The 16,841-nt window shown below is 74.0% G+C and carries 14 protein-coding genes; 6 read left to right on the top strand and 8 right to left on the bottom strand.

Features of this window, described 5'->3' with window-relative positions:
• Positions 1 to 810 carry a nucleotidyltransferase family protein gene (locus tag ACW9J6_RS22570; RefSeq protein WP_457118761.1) on the bottom strand — a complete coding sequence of 270 codons (810 nt, stop codon included), beginning with the start codon at positions 808 to 810 and terminating at the stop codon, positions 1 to 3.
• 4 nt (positions 811 to 814) lie between these two features.
• Positions 815 to 1,903, bottom strand: coding sequence for a CgeB family protein (locus tag ACW9J6_RS22565; RefSeq protein WP_457118849.1), 1,089 nt, complete (start codon positions 1,901 to 1,903; stop codon positions 815 to 817).
• A gap of 141 nt (positions 1,904 to 2,044) precedes the next feature.
• Between ACW9J6_RS22565 and ACW9J6_RS22560 the strand changes: the two genes are divergently transcribed.
• From ACW9J6_RS22560 to ACW9J6_RS22550, 3 genes are all read left to right on the top strand, one after another.
• Positions 2,045 to 2,260, top strand: a complete 216-nt coding sequence (locus ACW9J6_RS22560) for a hypothetical protein (RefSeq protein ID WP_457118760.1) — start codon at positions 2,045 to 2,047, stop codon at positions 2,258 to 2,260.
• A 301-nt stretch (positions 2,261 to 2,561) separates the two neighbouring features.
• Positions 2,562 to 3,959 (top strand): UDP-N-acetylmuramoyl-L-alanine--D-glutamate ligase, encoded by a 1,398-nt coding sequence (gene murD, locus ACW9J6_RS22555; protein ID WP_457118759.1) that lies wholly within the window; start codon positions 2,562 to 2,564, stop codon positions 3,957 to 3,959.
• A gap of 51 nt (positions 3,960 to 4,010) precedes the next feature.
• Positions 4,011 to 4,805, top strand: coding sequence for an endonuclease/exonuclease/phosphatase family protein (locus ACW9J6_RS22550; protein WP_457118758.1), 795 nt, complete (start codon positions 4,011 to 4,013; stop codon positions 4,803 to 4,805).
• On the opposite strand, the gene ACW9J6_RS22545 is transcribed toward ACW9J6_RS22550, so the two are convergent.
• Both ACW9J6_RS22545 and ACW9J6_RS22540 read right to left on the bottom strand, forming a co-directional pair.
• Positions 4,723 to 6,159, bottom strand: coding sequence for a phospholipase D-like domain-containing protein (locus ACW9J6_RS22545; RefSeq protein ID WP_457118848.1), 1,437 nt, complete (start codon positions 6,157 to 6,159; stop codon positions 4,723 to 4,725). The two genes, ACW9J6_RS22550 and ACW9J6_RS22545, sit on opposite strands and share 83 nt — an antisense overlap.
• Before the next feature lie 84 nt (positions 6,160 to 6,243).
• On the bottom strand, positions 6,244 to 7,131 hold the full coding sequence (locus tag ACW9J6_RS22540; protein ID WP_457118757.1) for an MBL fold metallo-hydrolase: 888 nt from the start codon (positions 7,129 to 7,131) through the stop codon (positions 6,244 to 6,246).
• 162 nt (positions 7,132 to 7,293) lie between these two features.
• Here ACW9J6_RS22540 and ACW9J6_RS22535 point away from each other — a divergent pair, with 162 nt between their 5' ends.
• Complete coding sequence (locus ACW9J6_RS22535) at positions 7,294 to 8,538, top strand: MFS transporter (RefSeq protein WP_457118756.1); 1,245 nt, start codon at positions 7,294 to 7,296, stop codon at positions 8,536 to 8,538.
• A gap of 410 nt (positions 8,539 to 8,948) precedes the next feature.
• Here the strand turns inward: ACW9J6_RS22535 and ACW9J6_RS22530 are convergent, their stop codons facing one another.
• Positions 8,949 to 11,288 carry a PBP1A family penicillin-binding protein gene (locus tag ACW9J6_RS22530; RefSeq protein ID WP_457118755.1) on the bottom strand — a complete coding sequence of 780 codons (2,340 nt, stop codon included), beginning with the start codon at positions 11,286 to 11,288 and terminating at the stop codon, positions 8,949 to 8,951.
• Positions 11,289 to 11,441: 153 nt separating this feature from the next.
• Positions 11,442 to 11,771 (bottom strand): hypothetical protein, encoded by a 330-nt coding sequence (locus tag ACW9J6_RS22525; RefSeq protein ID WP_457118754.1) that lies wholly within the window; start codon positions 11,769 to 11,771, stop codon positions 11,442 to 11,444.
• A 191-nt stretch (positions 11,772 to 11,962) separates the two neighbouring features.
• On the opposite strand from ACW9J6_RS22525, the gene ACW9J6_RS22520 reads away from it, so the two are divergent.
• Entirely contained in the window at positions 11,963 to 12,433 is a 471-nt protein-coding gene (locus ACW9J6_RS22520) for a hypothetical protein (protein WP_457118753.1), read from the top strand.
• A gap of 3 nt (positions 12,434 to 12,436) precedes the next feature.
• Here the strand turns inward: ACW9J6_RS22520 and ACW9J6_RS22515 are convergent, their stop codons facing one another.
• Together ACW9J6_RS22515 and ada are read right to left on the bottom strand one after the other, a co-directional pair.
• Positions 12,437 to 13,141 carry a 2OG-Fe(II) oxygenase gene (locus ACW9J6_RS22515; protein WP_457118752.1) on the bottom strand — a complete coding sequence of 235 codons (705 nt, stop codon included), beginning with the start codon at positions 13,139 to 13,141 and terminating at the stop codon, positions 12,437 to 12,439.
• Positions 13,138 to 14,232, bottom strand: coding sequence for a bifunctional DNA-binding transcriptional regulator/O6-methylguanine-DNA methyltransferase Ada (ada, locus tag ACW9J6_RS22510; protein WP_457118751.1), 1,095 nt, complete (start codon positions 14,230 to 14,232; stop codon positions 13,138 to 13,140). The genes ACW9J6_RS22515 and ada overlap by 4 nt, the downstream gene beginning before the upstream one ends.
• A 309-nt stretch (positions 14,233 to 14,541) precedes the next feature.
• On the opposite strand from ada, the gene ACW9J6_RS22505 reads away from it, so the two are divergent.
• Positions 14,542 to 16,017, top strand: a complete 1,476-nt coding sequence (locus tag ACW9J6_RS22505; protein WP_457118750.1) for a methyl-accepting chemotaxis protein — start codon at positions 14,542 to 14,544, stop codon at positions 16,015 to 16,017.
• The last annotated feature ends 824 nt before the right edge of the window (positions 16,018 to 16,841 follow it).

Here is a 16,841-nt window from a genome sequence, read left to right as displayed (position 1 = left end):
TCAGTCGCGCGACGCGGTGTGGAGCGGGGCGCGGCCCCCCGGCCAGCCGAGGCCGACGCGGGCGCCGCCCGCCGCATCCGCCTCCCGGTTCGCCGCCTCGGCCAGGAGGGCGATCGCCGCCCGGTAGCCGTGGAGCGTGCCGACATCCACGTAGGCGGTGCCCGCGCGCAGGCCCCGCGCCCGGCCGCCTTCCGCCAGATGCGCATTGACGAGGGTGCCGATATACTCGTCCCGGCGCCCCCGCTGCAGCCAGAGCCGGTGCAGGTCGCGCAGCGTCGCACCCGGCATCTTGAAGGCGCCCCAGATCCAGCGCGAGGCGGCGTCGGCCCGCTTCACCTGGATCTCGCGCACCGCGTCGCCGTCGAGCACCACCGCGTCGAACAGGTCCGGCCGCTCCACCGGGAAGAGCAGGAAGGAGAGCACGTCGTCGGGCAGGGCGGCGAGCCCGTCGGCGGGGAACCAGACCGTGTCGGGCAGGCCGACGATCACCGGCTCGTCCGCGCCGACCAGGGGCAGGGCGCGGAAGATCGCGTCGCACAGGCCCGCCGCCCCGGGCTGGACCACGTAGGCGATCGGCACCCCGGCATAGGACGCGCCGTAATAGTCGAGGATGTCGGACTTGCCCGGCGCGATCACGAACAGGAGCTTGTCGGCCCCGCCGCGGATCATCCGCTCGACGAGGTACTCGCTCACCGCGCAGGGGCGCTCGGCACCCTGGTCGAGACGGCTGCCCACGGGCAGCAATTCCTTCGAGAAGGCGAGCGGCTGGATGCGGCTGCCGAGTCCCGCCGCCGGTACGATGCCCCACATGCGCTCACGCCTCCGCGGCGGCGGCCTCGCGCGAGGCCGCCCGGTCCAGAAGGGCGACGAGGTCCGCGGCCCGGCGGGCCGAGGAATGCTCGTCGAGGGTGCGGGCGCGGGCGGCCGCCGCCAGCGCCGCGCGCTCCGCCTCGTCCATGGCGAGGGCGTCGACGACGTCCCGCGTGGTGCGCGCCACCACGATCTCGCGGCCGGGCGCGAAGAAGGCGTCGAGCCCCTCCCAGGCGTCGGTGATCAGGGGCGTGCCGCAGGCTGCCGCCTCGAACAGCCGGCCGGAGGGGCACCAGCCCATCGCGGCCATCGCCTGCCGGGTGACGTTGAGCGTGAAGCGCGAGGAGGAGAAGAAGGCCGGGTGCTCGGCTGGGGGCAGGTGGCGCACGAAGTAGATGTTGGGCGCCCAGGGGAAATCCGCCGGGTACTGCGCCCCGCCGATCAGGAAGCGCTGCTCCGGCCGCTCCCGGGCGGGGGCGACGAGGAGACGCTCCACCCCGGCCTGCCGGTCCGCCGCGTAGGTGCCGAGATAGGACAGGTCGCTCGCGTAGTGGGGCGCGGGCCGGCAGGGCCGGTGCGCGTCGGGATCCACGTGGCCGTACAGGGGGGCGACCCGCCGGGCGCCGAGCCGCTCGCTGAGGGCGGTGAGCGCGCCGCCGCCCGTGTAGCTCAGGACGAGATCGAAGTCCCGCAGGCCCCGCGGCCCGAGATACGGCACCGCCTCGCCCGCGTCGAGCCGCGCCAGCGTCACCGGCGTGTCGAGGTCGTAGAAGACGCTCACCGGCGCCTCGAGGGCAAGGTCCGTCGCCGGGCCCGCGTCGGGGCAGTAGGAGGTGACGATCGCCGCGTCGCTCTCCCGCACGGCGCGGGCCGCGTCCGCCCCGAGGTCGGGGCTCCAGTCGGGGTAGAGCACGAGGCGGCCGCCCGGAAGTTCGTGCAGGTCGCGGGTCTCGGCGTAGTAGGGCACGTCGCGCTCGAAGAAGGTGACCGCGTGGCCCTGCGCCGCCAGCGCCCGGCACAACCCGCGCCAGAGCGTCGCGTGGCCGTTGCCCCAGGAGGACGAGACGGTCAGTCCGAACACGACGATCCGCATCAGGCTCCGCCCCGGCGCCGGGATCCCGTCCCGGCCGCCAGCCCAACCCATGTACTCCGGGTGAGTTCCTGGCCGAGCGCGACGGTTGCGTCCCGGCGGGTTTTGCCCGACAGGCGGGAGACCGACCAGGAGGAGCGCGCCGTGTGGGAAGCCGAGGTGATCGAGGGACCGGAGACGGCCGAGGGCCTGATCTGGGTGCGGGCGCCGCGGGACTTCCCGAACGGGCTCGACGAACTCATCGGCGGCCCGGTCACGGTGAACGGCGTCCACCGCAGCATCCTCGACGTGGTCGAGCCGCCGGACGGCGCGATGGTGCGCCAGGGCGACCGGCTGGGGCTGGTCCTCGACCCCGCGTGAGGGGGGCGAGTCACGCTTGCTCAACGCCCCCTTTCCCGGACGACTGAAGCGTCAGCGGAAGGAGATCCGGGAACCAGCACACGACGTCGCGAAGCGTCCGCTTTGCAGCACCGTTGCTGGCATCCGGAGCCGCTTCGCGTCACTTCATCATCGGGTTTCCGGATCTCCTTCCGCTGGCGCTTCAGTCGTCCGGAAAAGGGGGCTTGTCCGTCGAAGCTGCACCCTGCGTTGGGAGCGGCCTGCGCCGTTTCCCCCGCCCGGACGGATAGGCTAGGGTCGCGCCGTCCCATTGAGTTGCCCGATGACGCCCAGCACCACCTTCGCCGGCCGCACCCTCGCCCTGTTCGGCCTGGGCGGCTCGGGGCTCGCCACCGCGCTCAGCCTGACGGCCGGGGGGGCGCGGGTGGTCGCCTGCGACGACAACCCGGAGCGGATGGCCGCCGCCGCCGCGGAGGGGATCGCCACCGCCGACCTGCGGGAGGCCGACTGGTCGGGCTTTTCGGCGCTGCTCCTCTCCCCGGGCGTGCCCTTCACGCATCCCGAGCCGCACTGGACCGTGAAGCGCGCGGCCGGGGCGGGCGTGCCGGTGATCGGCGACATCGAGCTGTTCTGCCGCGAGCGCGCCGCCACGGCGCCCGACGCGCCCTTCGTGGCCATCACGGGCACCAACGGCAAGTCGACCACCACGGCGCTGATCGCCCACGTGCTGCGGGCGACCGGCCACGACGTGCAGATGGGCGGCAATATCGGCACCGCCCTCCTGTCCCTCGCGCCGCCCTCGCGGGAGCGGGTGCACGTGGTCGAGATGTCCTCCTTCCAGATCGACCTGACGCCGACCCTGGCGCCCAGCATCGGCGTGCTCCTCAACGTCACGCCCGACCACCTCGACCGGCACGGCACCATGGCGCATTACGCCGCCATCAAGGAGCGGCTGGTCGCCCGGGCGGACCACGCGGTGATCGGGGTCGACGACGATTACACGAGGGCCATCGCGGGCCGGCGCGCCGGTCCGCTCACCCGGGTCCATGTCGGCGAGGGCGGGGAGGGGCCCGGCATCCTCGCCCGGCACGGGGTGCTGATCGACGGGCTCGCGGAGCCCGCCGCGCCGGTGGCGGACCTCACCGGGATCGCGTCCCTGCGCGGCGCGCACAACTGGCAGAATGCCGGGATCGCCTACGCGGTGGCGCGGGCGCTCGGTGTCGGGGCGGGGGCCTTCGCGGAGGCGCTGCGCAGCTTCCCGGGCCTGCCGCACCGGATGGAGGAGGTCGGACGCCGCGACGGCGTGCTGTTCATCAACGATTCCAAGGCCACCAACGCGGATTCGACCGAGAAGGCCCTCGCGGCCTTCCCGCGGGTGCACTGGATCCTCGGCGGCAAGCCGAAGGAGGGCGGGATCGAGAGCCTGCGGGGCTATTTCCCGCGGATCGCCCGCGCCTACCTGATCGGCGCGGCGAGCGACGCCTTCGCGGCGACGCTCGACGGGCACGCGCCCTACGCCCTCTGCGGCACCCTCGACCGGGCGGTGGCGCAGGCGGCCGAGGACGCGGCGCGAGAGGGCGAGGCGCAAGGGGGCGAGGCGGTGGTGCTGCTCTCGCCGGCCTGCGCCTCCTACGACCAGTTCCGCAGCTTCGAGGACCGGGGCGACCGGTTCCGCGCCCTGGTGCGGGCGCTGCCGGGGCTGCGGCCGACGGGCGCCTGAGCAGCGGCCACGCCGCCATCCTCCCGGCACATTCCGGGCGTGCATGGCGCCATGCCGATTCCCTCCCCCCTCCTGCCCGCGGGCGGCGCTCCGATCCAGGTCCCGATGCCCGTCACGCCGCGCAAGATCATCAGCTGGAACCTGCTGCGGCGGACCGGCGCGACGGTCGAGGCGATCGCCGCCCTGATCGAGCAGGAGCGGCCCGACCTGCTGCTGATGCAGGAGGCCACCGCCGAGATCGCGGCGCTGACCGAGCGCGTCGGCGGCCACTACGCCTGGGCGCCGCTGCCGCGGCGCATCCACGGGCTGGCGATGTGGAGCCCGGTGCCCTTTCCGACGCCCCCGCGCAGCATCCCGATCCCGTCCGGCGCGCTCATCGACCGCGTCGCCCAGGTGCTCGATTGCGGCGCCTTCGGGATCGCCAACGTGCATCTCTCGCACGGCCAGGTGCTGAACCGGCGCCAGCTGCGCCGCATCGAGCTGCATCTTCCGGCCCGCGCCGCGGTGCTCGGCGACTACAACCTCGTGGGGCCCGCCCTGCTGCCGGGCTTCCGGGACGTCGGCCCGCGGGTCCCCACCCACGCGATGGTGGAGCTCGTGCCGCTGCGCCTCGACCGCTGCCTCGTGCGCGGCCTCATCTGCCGCCACCGGGCGGTGCTGCCGCGGGGCGCCTCCGACCACCGGCCGATCCTGGTCCAGCTGGAACCGGCCAACCAGCCCGCCGCGCGCACCCGGATCGCGCCGCTGCGCGCCCGGATCGACCTCAGAGGTATGGCAGCAGCAATCGGACGGCGGCGTCGCGCAGGCGCGCCGGCAGCGCCCGCGCCCGCAGATCCTCGCGGGTGAGCTGCACCCGCATCTTGCCCTCGATCAGCCGGTTCAGCTCCGCCGCGAAGGCCGTGTCGTAGACCTCGACGTTGAGCTCGAAGTTCAGCCGGAAGCTGCGCGTGTCCCAGTTGGCGCTGCCGACGAAGCACCACGCGTCGTCGACGACCATCAGCTTCGAGTGGTCGAAGGGCGGCCGGTCGAGCCAGATCCGGGCACCCGACTTCAGGAGCGGCCCGACATGGGCGCGGGTCGCCCAATCCACCAACCGGTGGTTGCTCTTGTTCGGGATGACGACATCGACCGCGATGCCCCGCATGGCGGCGAGCGCCAGCGCGGTGAGCAGGATCTCGCTCGGCAGGAAGTAGGGCGTCACGAGGCGCACGGAGTGCTGCGCGACGGCGAGCGCGGCCAGCACCACGTACTCGATCTTCTCGATGTCGGCGTCGGGTCCCGAGGTGACGACCCGGGCCGGGACGTCGCCCGCCGGCGGGATCGCCGGGAACCAGGCGGGTCCCTCCAGGTCCTCGCCCATCACGAAGGACCAGTCGCGGGCGAAGGCCTGGGCGAGCTGGCCCACCACCGGCCCGTCGAGGCGGAAATGGGTGTCGCGCACCGGCTCGGGCGGGTTCTGGGAGACGCGGTTCTCGTCGCCGATATTGACCCCGCCCGCGAAGCCGACCCGGCCATCGACCACCAGCACCTTCTTGTGGGTGCGCAGGTTCAGGAACGGCATCCGCCAGGGCACCGCCGAGTGCATGAACAGGCCGGCCGGGATGCCCTCTTGGCGCAGGCGCCGGTAGATCGCCGGGAAGAAGTAGCCGCTGCCGATACCGTCGATCAGGACGCAGACCGCGACGCCCCGGGCCTTGGCCCGCGCCAGCGCGGCCACGAAGGCCTCGCCGCTCGCGTCGTCCCGCATGATGTAGCTGGAGAGGCCGACGCTCTCCCGCGCGGCCTCGATCGCCGCCAGCATCGCCGGATAGGCCTCGTCGCCGTGGCGCAGGAGAACGATCCGGTTGCCGCCGGTGAGCGGCAGGTGGGTGAGCCGGTCGCCGGCCCGCTCGAGGGCGCGGAACGGCGGCGGCACGGTGACGGGGTCGGCCTGCTTCACGCCGGGCTTGCGGACCGGCAGGACGGGGAGGCGCCGCGCCCGGCGGTTCACCCGGTTGATGCCGAACAGCGCATAGAGGGCGCTGCCGGCGAGGGGCGACAGCCAGGCGAGGCCGATCCAGCCGATCGCGGCGGCGACCTCCCGCTTGTTCAGCAGGGCGTGCAGGGTGACGGCGAGCGCCAGCACCAAGCCGAGGGTCGCCAGACCCTCCACCCGGATCGCGCTCAACAGCCCGAACCACGCGCTCACCAGTTCCGTCACCGAACCACCCACACCCTGCCGCTCCCCGTGCGGATAGGGGATGCGGGGGCGGGATGCCACTGCCGTGTTGGTCGATGCCTGCCCTCACACCGGCCGGTAGGCCGAGCCGTCCTGCGCCCGCGCCGGGTGGTCCACGTAGCGGCCCCCGGCCGGCACCGCCACCGCGTCGAAGGCCCGGGCGAGGTCGTCGAGGCCCCGGCGCAGCGGCTCGCCCCGCAGCGGCCGGCCGTGGCCGGTGATCGCCGTCTCCGGGCGCAGCCGCGCCAGCGCCTCCACGGAGGCGCGCGCCGCCGCCCAATCCACCGTCAGGTACCGGGGGGGCCCGTGGATCTCGATCTCCTGCACGGCCACCGCGTAGACCGATTCCTGCGCCGTGGTCACGAAGGCGTCGCCCGCCACCAGCATCCGGTCCTGCGGGCGCCAGAAGGAGACGTGGCCGGGCGCATGGCCGGGCGTGTGCAGCCAGCGCCAGCCCGGCAGGGGCGGCACGCTGCCATCCTCGGGGAGCAGGCGCAGGGATCGGCTCACATCGACCGGCTTCGTCGGGAAGAGCGGCGAGATCAGCGCGAACACGCCGCCGCCCACGCTGGGATCCGGCGGCGGATAGGCGGCGCTGCCGTCGAGATAGGGCCTCTCCAGCGGGTGCGCCCAGACCGGGACGTCCCAGTCCTGCGCCAGATCCTCCAGCACCCCGGTATGGTCGAAATGGCCGTGGGTCATCAGGATCGCGGCGGGCCGGGCGCCCGCCCCGAACCGGGCCTCGGCCGCCGCCACGATCCCCGGGCGCGACCCCGGGATGCCGGCATCGACCAGCACCCAGCCCCGGTCGCCCGCCCCGGGCGGCCCGAGGAAGACCACGTTGACGAGGGTGTGGCGCTGATAGGCGACGTCCGGCGCGATCGCGTGGGTGCCGTCCGGACCGGCCGGGCCGTCCGCCCGGGCCTCGGGGGATATCGGGATCTGCTGCGCCATGCCGGACCCTCGCGGAGCGGAAACGTGGTCCTCGACCATCGCCCGGAGCCGGGGGAGTGTTCCGCGCTCTTCCCCGGACGTTTCGGCCGCGTCCGAAGCATCGCGGGCTCCCGTAGCGGCAGAACGGTCCCCGCGCCGTGTCGCCCCGATGGAGATCCCCGCATGTCCCCGACCCCGCGATTCGACGGCTGGAGGATCGTGGCGGCCGCCTTCGCCGTCGCGGTGTTCGGCTGGGGCACCGGCTTCTACGGCCCGCCGGTCTATCTGGAGACCGTGCGCCGGTTGCGGGGCTGGCCGGTCGACCTCGTCTCGGGCGCCGTGACCCTGCACTTCCTGGCGGGCGTCGCGGTCGTCGCCGGCCTGCCGCGGCTCCACCGGCGCTTCGGCCTGCCCGCGGTGACGCTCGCGGGGGCCGTGGTCCTGGCGCTCGGGATCCTCGGCTGGTCCCTCGCCCGGACGCCCTGGCAGCTCTACGGGGCGACGCTCCTCTCCGGGGCGGGCTGGCCCGCCCTCGGCGCGGCGGCGGTGAACGCGATCGTCTCGCCCTGGTTCGTGGCGCGGCGGCCCGCCGCCCTCGCCACGGCGTATAACGGCGCCAGCGTCGGCGGGGTGATCTTCTCGCCGCTCTGGGTCTGGCTGATCGGCGCGGTCGGCTTTCCCGTGGCGGCCCTCCTGATCGGCACCGCGATGGTGCTCTGCGTCGGCGCGCTGGCCGGGACGCTCCTCCGCCGCACCCCGGAGGCGGTGGGGCAGCATCCCGACGGCGCGCTGACGCCGCCCGCGGTCGCGGCGCCCCCGGCCGGTCCGGCGCCGGCCCCGTGGCGGGACCGGCGCTTCGTCACCCTCGCCCTCGGCATGGCGCTCGCGCTCTTCGCCCAGATCGGCCTCCTGGCGCAGCTGGTCTCGCTGCTCGCCCCGGCGCTCGGCGTCCAGGGGGCGGGGCTCGCGGCCGGGCTCGCCACCGCCGCGGCGATCCTCGGGCGGCTGCTGGTCGGCTGGTGCATGCCCGCCCGCGCGGACCGGCGCGCCGTCGCGGCGCTGAGCCTCCTGGTGCAGGCCGCGGGCAGCGTCGTCCTGGCCCTGGCGGGCGGCACGGCCGGCCTGCTCGTCGGCGGCGTGATCCTGATCGGGCTCGGCATCGGCAACGCCACCTCGCTGCCGCCGCTCATCGCCCAGGCCGAGTTCCGCCGCGAGGCGGTGGGCCGGATCGTGGCGCTGATCGTGGCGGGATCGCAGGCAGCCTACGCCTTCGCGCCGGCGGTCTTCGGGCTGATCCGGGGGCTCGGCCCGGACGCGGGGATCTGCGTCGCGGCGGCCGTGCTGCAGGTCGCGGCGGCGGGGGTGTACGTGGCGGGGCGGCGCGGCTCCGCCGGATCGATGGCGGCCGCGACCCTCCGAACACGATGATCGATCACATCGGTCAGACATCAGGCCGACCCGTCATCGCTCGTCCGCACGCGCGGCATGAGTGCCTGCATCGCCTCGGACGGCTCGACCGACCCCGATCAGGCTGAAAATCGGCAGATGTCATCCAGCCAGGCGATGGCGAGCCGCAGCATCGGATCCGGCCGATGGCAAACAAGCCAACTCCTCATGCTGAGGTGCTGCGTAGCAGCCTCGAAGCACCCCGGAACAGTCTGTCCAAGTCGGTCTCGTGTTGGATCTATGGTCAGGAGTGCTTCGAGGCTGCGACGCAGCACCTCAGCATGAGGAGTGGTGTGCCCTCCAGACCCGTTCAGTCGATGAACCAGCGACCGAGATGTGTGCACATGGTAGCCCGCAGAGGGGGGAGGGTTCAGGGCGCTCGCCACGCCCGCCTACCGCCGCCAGATCCCGATCCGGTTCGCGCGGGCCTGCTCCTCGGCGGCGAGCAGGTCGGGGGTGGCGTCGTTGGCCGCGCGGCCGCCGCCGTTGAACAGGACCAGTTCCGACAGGTCCTGGCCGTCGAGGTTGCACCGGTAGGCGCCCGCTTCCGCGGGCGTGCAGGCGACGTCGCGCCGCCGCAGGTAGCGGCCGAGCTCGCGGGCGTTGCGGCCCGACAGGCCCTCGACGCCGAGGAGACGCACCGTCCGCCCCTCGAGCTCCAGGGTGCCGGTGTCGATCACCGCGGGCGTCCCGCGCAGGGCGCTCCCGGCGGGCGCGGGGTCCGCGTCGGGATCCGCCGCCGCCATCTCGGGGCGGGGCTGGTCGGGGCGCGGTGCGGGCTTCTCGGCCTGAACCTTCTCCGCCTTCTCCGCCTGCGCCTTCTCCGCCTTGGCGGCGCGCCCCCGCACCGCGATCGCCTGGGTGACGAAGTCCTTCCAGATCGCCGCCGGCATCTCGCCGCCGGTCACGCCCGCCATGGGGCTGTTGTCGTCGTTGCCGAGCCAGACCCCGACCACGAGGTCCTGCGTGAAGCCGATGAACCACGCGTCGCGGCTGTCCTGCGTGGTGCCGGTCTTGCCGCCGGAGGGCACGGAGACGCGCGCGCCCTTGCCCGAGCCCTCCCGCACCACCGCGGCGAGGAGGTCGACCATCCCGGCCCGGGCGGCCGGGTCGCGGGCCGGGACCGGGCCGGTGCCGGGCCGGGTGTAGAGCACGCGGTCGCGGATTCCGATCTGCCGGATCGCGTAGGGCTCGACGCTCTCGGCGCCCGCCGCCACCGCCGCGTAGGCCCGGGTGAGTTCGAGGAGGGTGGTCTCCGCCGAGCCGAGCGCGAGGCTCGGCAGGTTCGGCAGGTCGGACTGAATGCCGAGGCCCTTGGCGGTCTCGATCACCGCCGGGATCCCGACCGCCTCGGCGAGCTGCACCGCGACCGTGTTGATGGAATGCGCGAAGGCGGTGCGCAGGGTGACGGCGCCCCGGTAGCGCCCGCCGTAATTCTCCGGCTCCCACTCGCCGACCTGGGTCGGGCGGTCGACCATCACCGAATCCGGCCGGTAGCCCTGCTTGAGCGCCGTCAGGTAGACGAAGAGCTTGAACAGCGAGCCGGGCTGGCGCCGCGCCTGCGTGACCCGGTTGAACTGGCTGTCGGCGTAGTCGCGCCCGCCGACCATCGCCAGCACCGCCCCGTCCGGCGCCATCGCGACGATCGCCCCCTGCGAGACCTTGCGGCGCTCGCCGTCCTTGTCGAGGTGGCGGGCGAGCACGCTCTCGGCGATGTTCTGGAGGCTCAGGTCGAGGGTGGTGCGCAGGGTCGCGTCCGCCGGCCCGAGCCCGATCAGCCCCTTCGCCTGATCGGCCGCCCAGTCGACGAAGTAGTTGCTGCCGACCGGCGTGTCGGTGGGGACCTGCACGCTCGCCGGATGCTTGCGGGCGTCCTCGGCCTCGGCCGGGGTGATCGCCCCGGTCTCGACCATCGCCTCCAGCACCTGCGCGGCGCGGCCGCGGGCGCCGTCGAGGTTGCGGTGCGGGGCGAGCTGCGAGGGCGCCCGCACCAGCCCCGCCAGCATGGCGGCCTCCGGCAGGGTGAGGTCGCGGGCCGACTTCCCGAAGTAGCGCTGCGCCGCCGCGTCCGCCCCGTAGACGCCGGCCCCGAAATAGGCGGTGTTGAGGTAGCGGGTGAGGATCTCCTCCTTGGGCAGCTGCGATTCGAGCCAGAGGGCGAGGATCGCCTCCTGCACCTTCCGCTTCAGGGTGCGGTCCTGGGAGAGGTAGTTCATCCGCACGAGCTGCTGGGTGAGCGTGCTGCCGCCCTCCCGGGTGCCGCCGGCCGCGGTGTTGCGCAGGGCCGCGCGCAGGAGCCCGCGCAGATCGACCCCGTGATGGGTGGAGAAGCGCCGGTCCTCGATCGCCACGATGGCCTTCGCCAGGACCGGCGGCACCTCGCGGGGCGCGAGCTTGGCGCCCTTGATCACGCCGCGGGTCGCGAAGGCGTCCCCGTTCTCGGCCCGCATCACCAGGGCGGAGGCGGTCGGCTCGATCACCAGGCCGCCATTCACCGGGAGGGTGGCGAGCGCGTACGCGACCGTGCCCAGGACAGCCGCCAGGACGAGGGCGAGGCCGCCCGCGATCAGCCGCCGCCAGGGCAGGCGGGACGCGACCCGGCCGAGCGGGCCGGCGACCCGGGTCCGCACGAGGGAGAGGCCGGACGCGACGCGCGCGGCGGCCGGGTGCGCGGCGATCCGGGCGGCGGTACGGCCGCCGCCGGCCCGGGCCCCCGCCAGGGCCGCGCGCATCCGCTCACGGGCGCGGACGGCCCTCGCGAAGGCGCGCTCGCGCCACGGCGCGGCGGCCGGCGAAGGCGGCGCGGCGCCGGGAGACGCGCCGCTCAGGTCGAGCCAGTCGCGCCCCCGACCGGGCTCCCGAGGCGGGCCGGGCGGCATGGCGGCTCAGCGGCCCGCCTGGCGGGGTTCGATCCAGGAATGGCCGGCGGGCCGGCTGAAATGGAGCCCGCCGCCGCGGCGATGCGGGGCCGGATGGTGTCCGTGTCCCCGCCGGTGATGCCAGTGGTGCCGGTGACGGTGGTGATGCCAGTGCCGGCGGTGGTGCCGATGCCGATGCCAGTGCCGGTGGTGGCGCCGCCAGCGCACGATCTCCACGCCCGAGGGCTGATCGAGGGCCACGGTCACGGCGGCGCTCGGGATGAGCGGCGAGGCGCTCGTCCAGCCGCAGAGCGCCACCAGGAAGCCGAAGGCCAGCATCAGGGAACGGACGCGCACGCAGATCTCCGGGTCGCGGGACCAAGGTTGCGTCCACAACGCCAAGCTCGCCCCGTCGTTCCCCGGCAACGCGCGGCCCCGTGAGGGTCTCTGGGTGGTCTCTCGCCGGTGTCTCAGCAGTCTTCGCGGCCCCTCACCTTGACGGCACGCGGTTTCGCGACAGTCTTCTTCGGCCTGGGAGGAGACCGACCGTGAGCCACCGCCCGTTCTTCGCCGTGACGATCCTCATCGCCCTCGCGGCGCCCGCCGCGGCCCAACCGAAGCCGAAGGCACCGCCGCCCGCGCCGAAGGAGGCGCCTCCTCCCCCGCCGCCGGACGCCACGGCCGGACTGCTCTATCCGTGCCGGACCGAGACCGAGATCTGCTACATCGGCGTGCCGAAGGACGGCAAGCTCACGGTCCTGTTCACCAACGATCCCAAGGGCGAGGAGATCTCCGGCAGGCCCGTGGCGGTCGCGGGCGACGGCCCCAACGCCCCGGACCTCGCGAAGACCGCCGGGAAGGTCGTGATGGTGGTGGGCACCTACGATCCCAAGGCCGGGCTCACCAAGGCGGAGATCGTCGACGTGGCGCCCCCGCTCGTCGCCTTCGCCATCAAGTCGTCGCTCGGCGGCGGCGGCGACGATCAGGCGCCGCCGCCGCCCCCGCCGAAGAAGCGCTGAGCCTCACGCAGCGTCGTGGAAGATGAGGCCGGTGGTGAAGCGCTCACCCGCGCGCACCCGGCTGACGCCGTGGCGCATCGCGACCCGGTAGGCGCCGCGCGTGCCCCGCACGGGCCGGTGGTGGACCGCGAAGATCACCGCCTCGCCCTCGGCGAGGGGCACCACCTCGGCCCGCGACTGCATCCGCGGGCGCTGCTCGGTGAGCACGAACTCGCCACCCGCGAAGTCGCGGCCGGGCTGCGACAGCAGGATCGCCACCTGCAGCGGGAAGACGTGGGCGCCGTAGAGGTCCTGGTGGAGGCAATTGTAGTCGCCCGGGCCGTAGCGCAGCAGGAGCGGCGTCGGGCGCGCCTGCCCGGCCGCGTGGCAGCGCGCCAGGAAGGACGCGTGGTCCGGCGGGTAGCGCACCGGCGCGCCGAGGGCCTCGTTCCAGCGGTCGGCGAGCGGGGCGAGCCTCGCGTAGAGCGCGGCCCGCAGGGGCCCGAGGGGCTCCGGCAGCGGGTAGGCGAAGTACTTGTACTCGCCCCGCCCGAAGCCGTGCCGGGCCATGACGATCCGGCTGCGGAACGGCGCCTCCCGGTCGTAGAGCGCCCGCAGCGCCGCGCAGGTCTCGGGGTCGAGGAGCCGGCCCGCGGCCGCGCAGCCCTGCGCGTCGAGGTCGGCCGTGATCCGCTCCCAGTCGAGGGTGGCGACGGGATCGCCGGTCATCGCTCGCCCTCCGGCGCGGCGCCCGCTTCGCGGGCCAAGAGGGTGCGCTTGCGCTCCACGCCCCAGCGGTAGCCCGACAGCGCGCCGTCGTGGCGCACCACCCGGTGGCAGGGGATCGCGACGGCGATCGGGTTCGCCCCGCAGGCCCGGGCCACGGCGCGCACCGCCCGCGGATCCCCGATCGCGCGGGCGACCTCCGTGTAGGTGGCCGTGCGGCCGGGCGGGATCGCCCGCAGAGCCTGCCAGACCCGCTGCTGGAAGGCGGTGCCGGTGATGTCGAGGGGCAGGTCGAACCGCCCCGTCCCCGGGGCCTCGACGAGGCCGACCACGCGCGCCACCGTGGCCTCGAAATCCGGATCGCCGCCGATCAGCGCGGCCTTCGGGAAGCGGTCCTGGAGGTCGCGCACCAGCGCCTCCGGGTCGTCGCCGAGCAGGATGGCGCAGAGCCCCTTCTCGGTCGCCGCCACCAGGACGGTGCCGAGCGAGCATTCCCCGACCGCGAAGCGGATGGCCGCCCCCGTGCCCCCCGCCCGGTAGGCGGTCGGGGTCATGCCGAGCCGACCCGGCGCCGCCGCGTAGGCGCGGCTCGCGGTGGCGTAGCCGGCCTCGTAGATCGCCGCCGTGACAGTGCCGGCCTCGCCCCGCAGGCCCTCCGCCAGGCGGGCGCCGCGCCGCGCCGCCGCGTAGGCTTTCGGGGTCACGCCGGTGACCCGCTTGAACACGCGGTGGAAGTGCCAGGGGCTCAAGCCGGCCCCGCGGGCGAGGTCGTCGAGGGCGGGCGGCGTCTCGGCCTCCTCGATCATCCGGCAGGCGCGGGCGACGGCCTCGGCCTGCCGGGCGGCCGGCGCGGGCCCGTCCGGGCGGCAGCGCCGGCACGCCCGGAAGCCCGCCGCCTCGGCCTCGGCCGGCGTGGCGTAAAAGGCGACGTTGCGGGCGAGCGGCGTGCGGGCCGGGCAGCTCGGCCGGCAATACACGCCGGTGGTGCGCACCGCGTACACGAAGGTGCCGTCGGCCTCCGGGTCGCGCCGGACCAGGGCCGCGTAGCGGGGCTCCCGCGGCGCGAGGATCGGGTCGGGCTCGGGCTGGGTCATGACGTTGGATCCTGGGGCGGTCCGCGACCGCCGATGCCGGCACAATGTCCGGGCGCGGTCCCGCCCGCATCCCGGGCCTTGCGCTCGAATTGGCCGGTCCCGACCATGCCGCGCGCCGCAGGGCCGCGGAAGGGACGCGATCGCCGCCGCGTCTCGGTCGCCCCGGCCGGGAAGCAAATCCGATACAAATCTCGGACGGTCCGCCTTCCGAATTGTTCCTTTAACATTTGAGACGAGAAGCAATTAAGACGCGGTTCATGATTTTCATCCAAATTGGGAACATAATCCTCCCACCGATCCGGCTTCGGCATGTCGCTCCTGTTCAGCAAGACCGCCTCTGTGCTCGACGCCCTCGATCGGTCGCAGGGCCGGATCGAATTCGACATGGAGGGCCGCGTCCTCTCGGCCAATGCGGTGTTCCTGGGGTGGCTGGGCTACACCCTGGAGGAGGTCCGCGGCCAGCACCACAGCCTGTTCGTGCCCGAGGCCGAGCGCGACACGCCCGCGTACCGGCAGTTCTGGCAGGCCCTGCGCGAGGGGCAGTTCCAGGCCCGCGAGTTCCGCCGCGTCGGCAAGGGTGGCCGGCCGGTCTGGATCCAGGCCTCCTACAACCCGGTGGCGGGACGGGGCGGCCGCCTCGCCAAGGTGGTGAAGTTCGCCACCGACGTCACCGCCCGGAAGATGCAGGACGCCGCCCAGGCCGGCCAGATCGGCGCGCTCCACCGGGCGCAGGCGGTCATCCACTTCGCCCTCGACGGCACCGTCACGGAGGCCAACGAGAACTTCCTCGCCGCCATGGGCTACGCCCGCGAGGAGATCGTCGGGCGGCATCACCGCCTGTTCGTGCCCGAGGCGGAGGCCGCATCGGCGGAATACGCCGCGTTCTGGCGGGCGCTGGCTTCGGGCGAGTTCCGCGCGGGCGAGTTCCGCCGCGTCGGCAAGGGCGGCCGCCCGATCTGGATCTTCGGCAGCTACAACCCGGTGCTCGACGCGGACGGCCGTCCCTGCGCGGTGGTGAAGTTCGCCACCGACATCACCCGGCAGGTGGAGGAGCGCAGGCGCCGCGCCGAGGGGCAGGAGGCGATCGCGACCGACCTCCAGACCATCAGCCGGGCGATGTCGGCGGTGAGCGAGCAGGTCCGAACGGTGAGCGACGCGACGGGCCGGGCGTCGGGCAACGTGCAGGCGGTCGCGGCCGGTGCGGAGGAGTTCGCCGCCTCCATCGACGAGCTCAGCCGCCACGCCACCGAGGCGCGCGCGACCTCCGACGGCGCCGTGCAGCGCGCCCGCGAGGCGGGGGAGATCGTGTCCGGCCTGACCGCGGCGGCGGACACGATCGGCGAGGCGGTGGCGCTGATCCGCTCCATCGCGGACCAGACCAACCTGCTGGCCCTCAACGCCACGATCGAGGCGGCCCGGGCCGGCGAGGCGGGCCGCGGCTTCGCGGTGGTCGCCGCCGAGGTGAAGGCGCTGGCGGGGCATTCCACGCGCGCCACCGAGGAGATCGGCCGGCAGATCGCGGCGGTGCAGGGGGCGACCTCGCGGGCCGTGGGCGCGATCGGCGCGATCGCCGACACCATCACGCAGCTCAGCGCGATCTCCCTCAGCGTCTCCTCGGCGGTGACGGAGCAGGCCGCCGTGACCCAGGACATGGCGCTGAACATGCAGCACGCGGCCGACCGGGTGCGGCACACGGGCCTGAGCCTGGAGGAGATCGCGGCGGCCGCGATCGACGTCGACGGGGCCGTCCACAAGGTCGCGGCGGCGGCCCGGTCCCTGGGCTGACCGCGTCCGGCCGCCCCGCGGGCTTGCGGATTCCCGCTTCGGTTCGTGCGCAGGCCCTCTCCCCGCGTGCGGGGACCGTGTGCACACATCTTTGCAGCCGGCTCATCAGATGAGCGCTTCTGGAAAACACAACACGCCTCGTGCTGAGGTGCGACCGAAGGGAGCCTCGAAGCACCCCTGGCCGTCTATCCAAGAGAAACGTGCCTTGGATCCGCCGTTCTGGGGTGCGTGCGGGCCTGCGGCCCGCCAGAGGCTCCCTTCGGTCGCACCTCAGCATGAGGAGGTGGGTTTGTTGCCATGAGCCGGGTTCGAAGCTGTGGCTCACCATCACCTGACGGGATGAAATCGACCCGTCTTCGGCTCTATCGGCGTCGATCGAGCCTTGCGATGCCCTGCTGGCGATCGCGCAGCGGGTGTGGCTGAGCGATGAAGGATCAGCTCGATGTCTGATCGACCGGAACGATCATCCTTTTGATAGGGAACATGTCTTCCTATGCTGTGCGCACACGGTGGCCGCACGCGGGGAGAGGGCATGCACACCACCTGAAGTGTGAATCCGCAAACCCGGCGACGGGGGCGCTACCCGATCAGCGGAACCGCCCCGCTCCCGTCCGGCCCGCCCCTGCCGCGACGGCTCCGGTCTCGCCCGGATCGCGAGGGGGCTTCGGCCGACGACCGGCTATCGCGCCGCATGCCGCGCGTGCCAGCGCGGGCCGGGGCCGCGCATGTAGTGCAGTTCCGGCCGGTAGGGATCGGTGAGGGCGAGGGCGGCGCCGAGCGCCGCACCAACCAGGATGCTGAGCACAATATCAGCGACAGACTTC

Source organism: Methylobacterium sp. JK268 (assembly GCF_054052225.1).
This window is presented reverse-complemented; position numbering and strand designations above follow the sequence as displayed.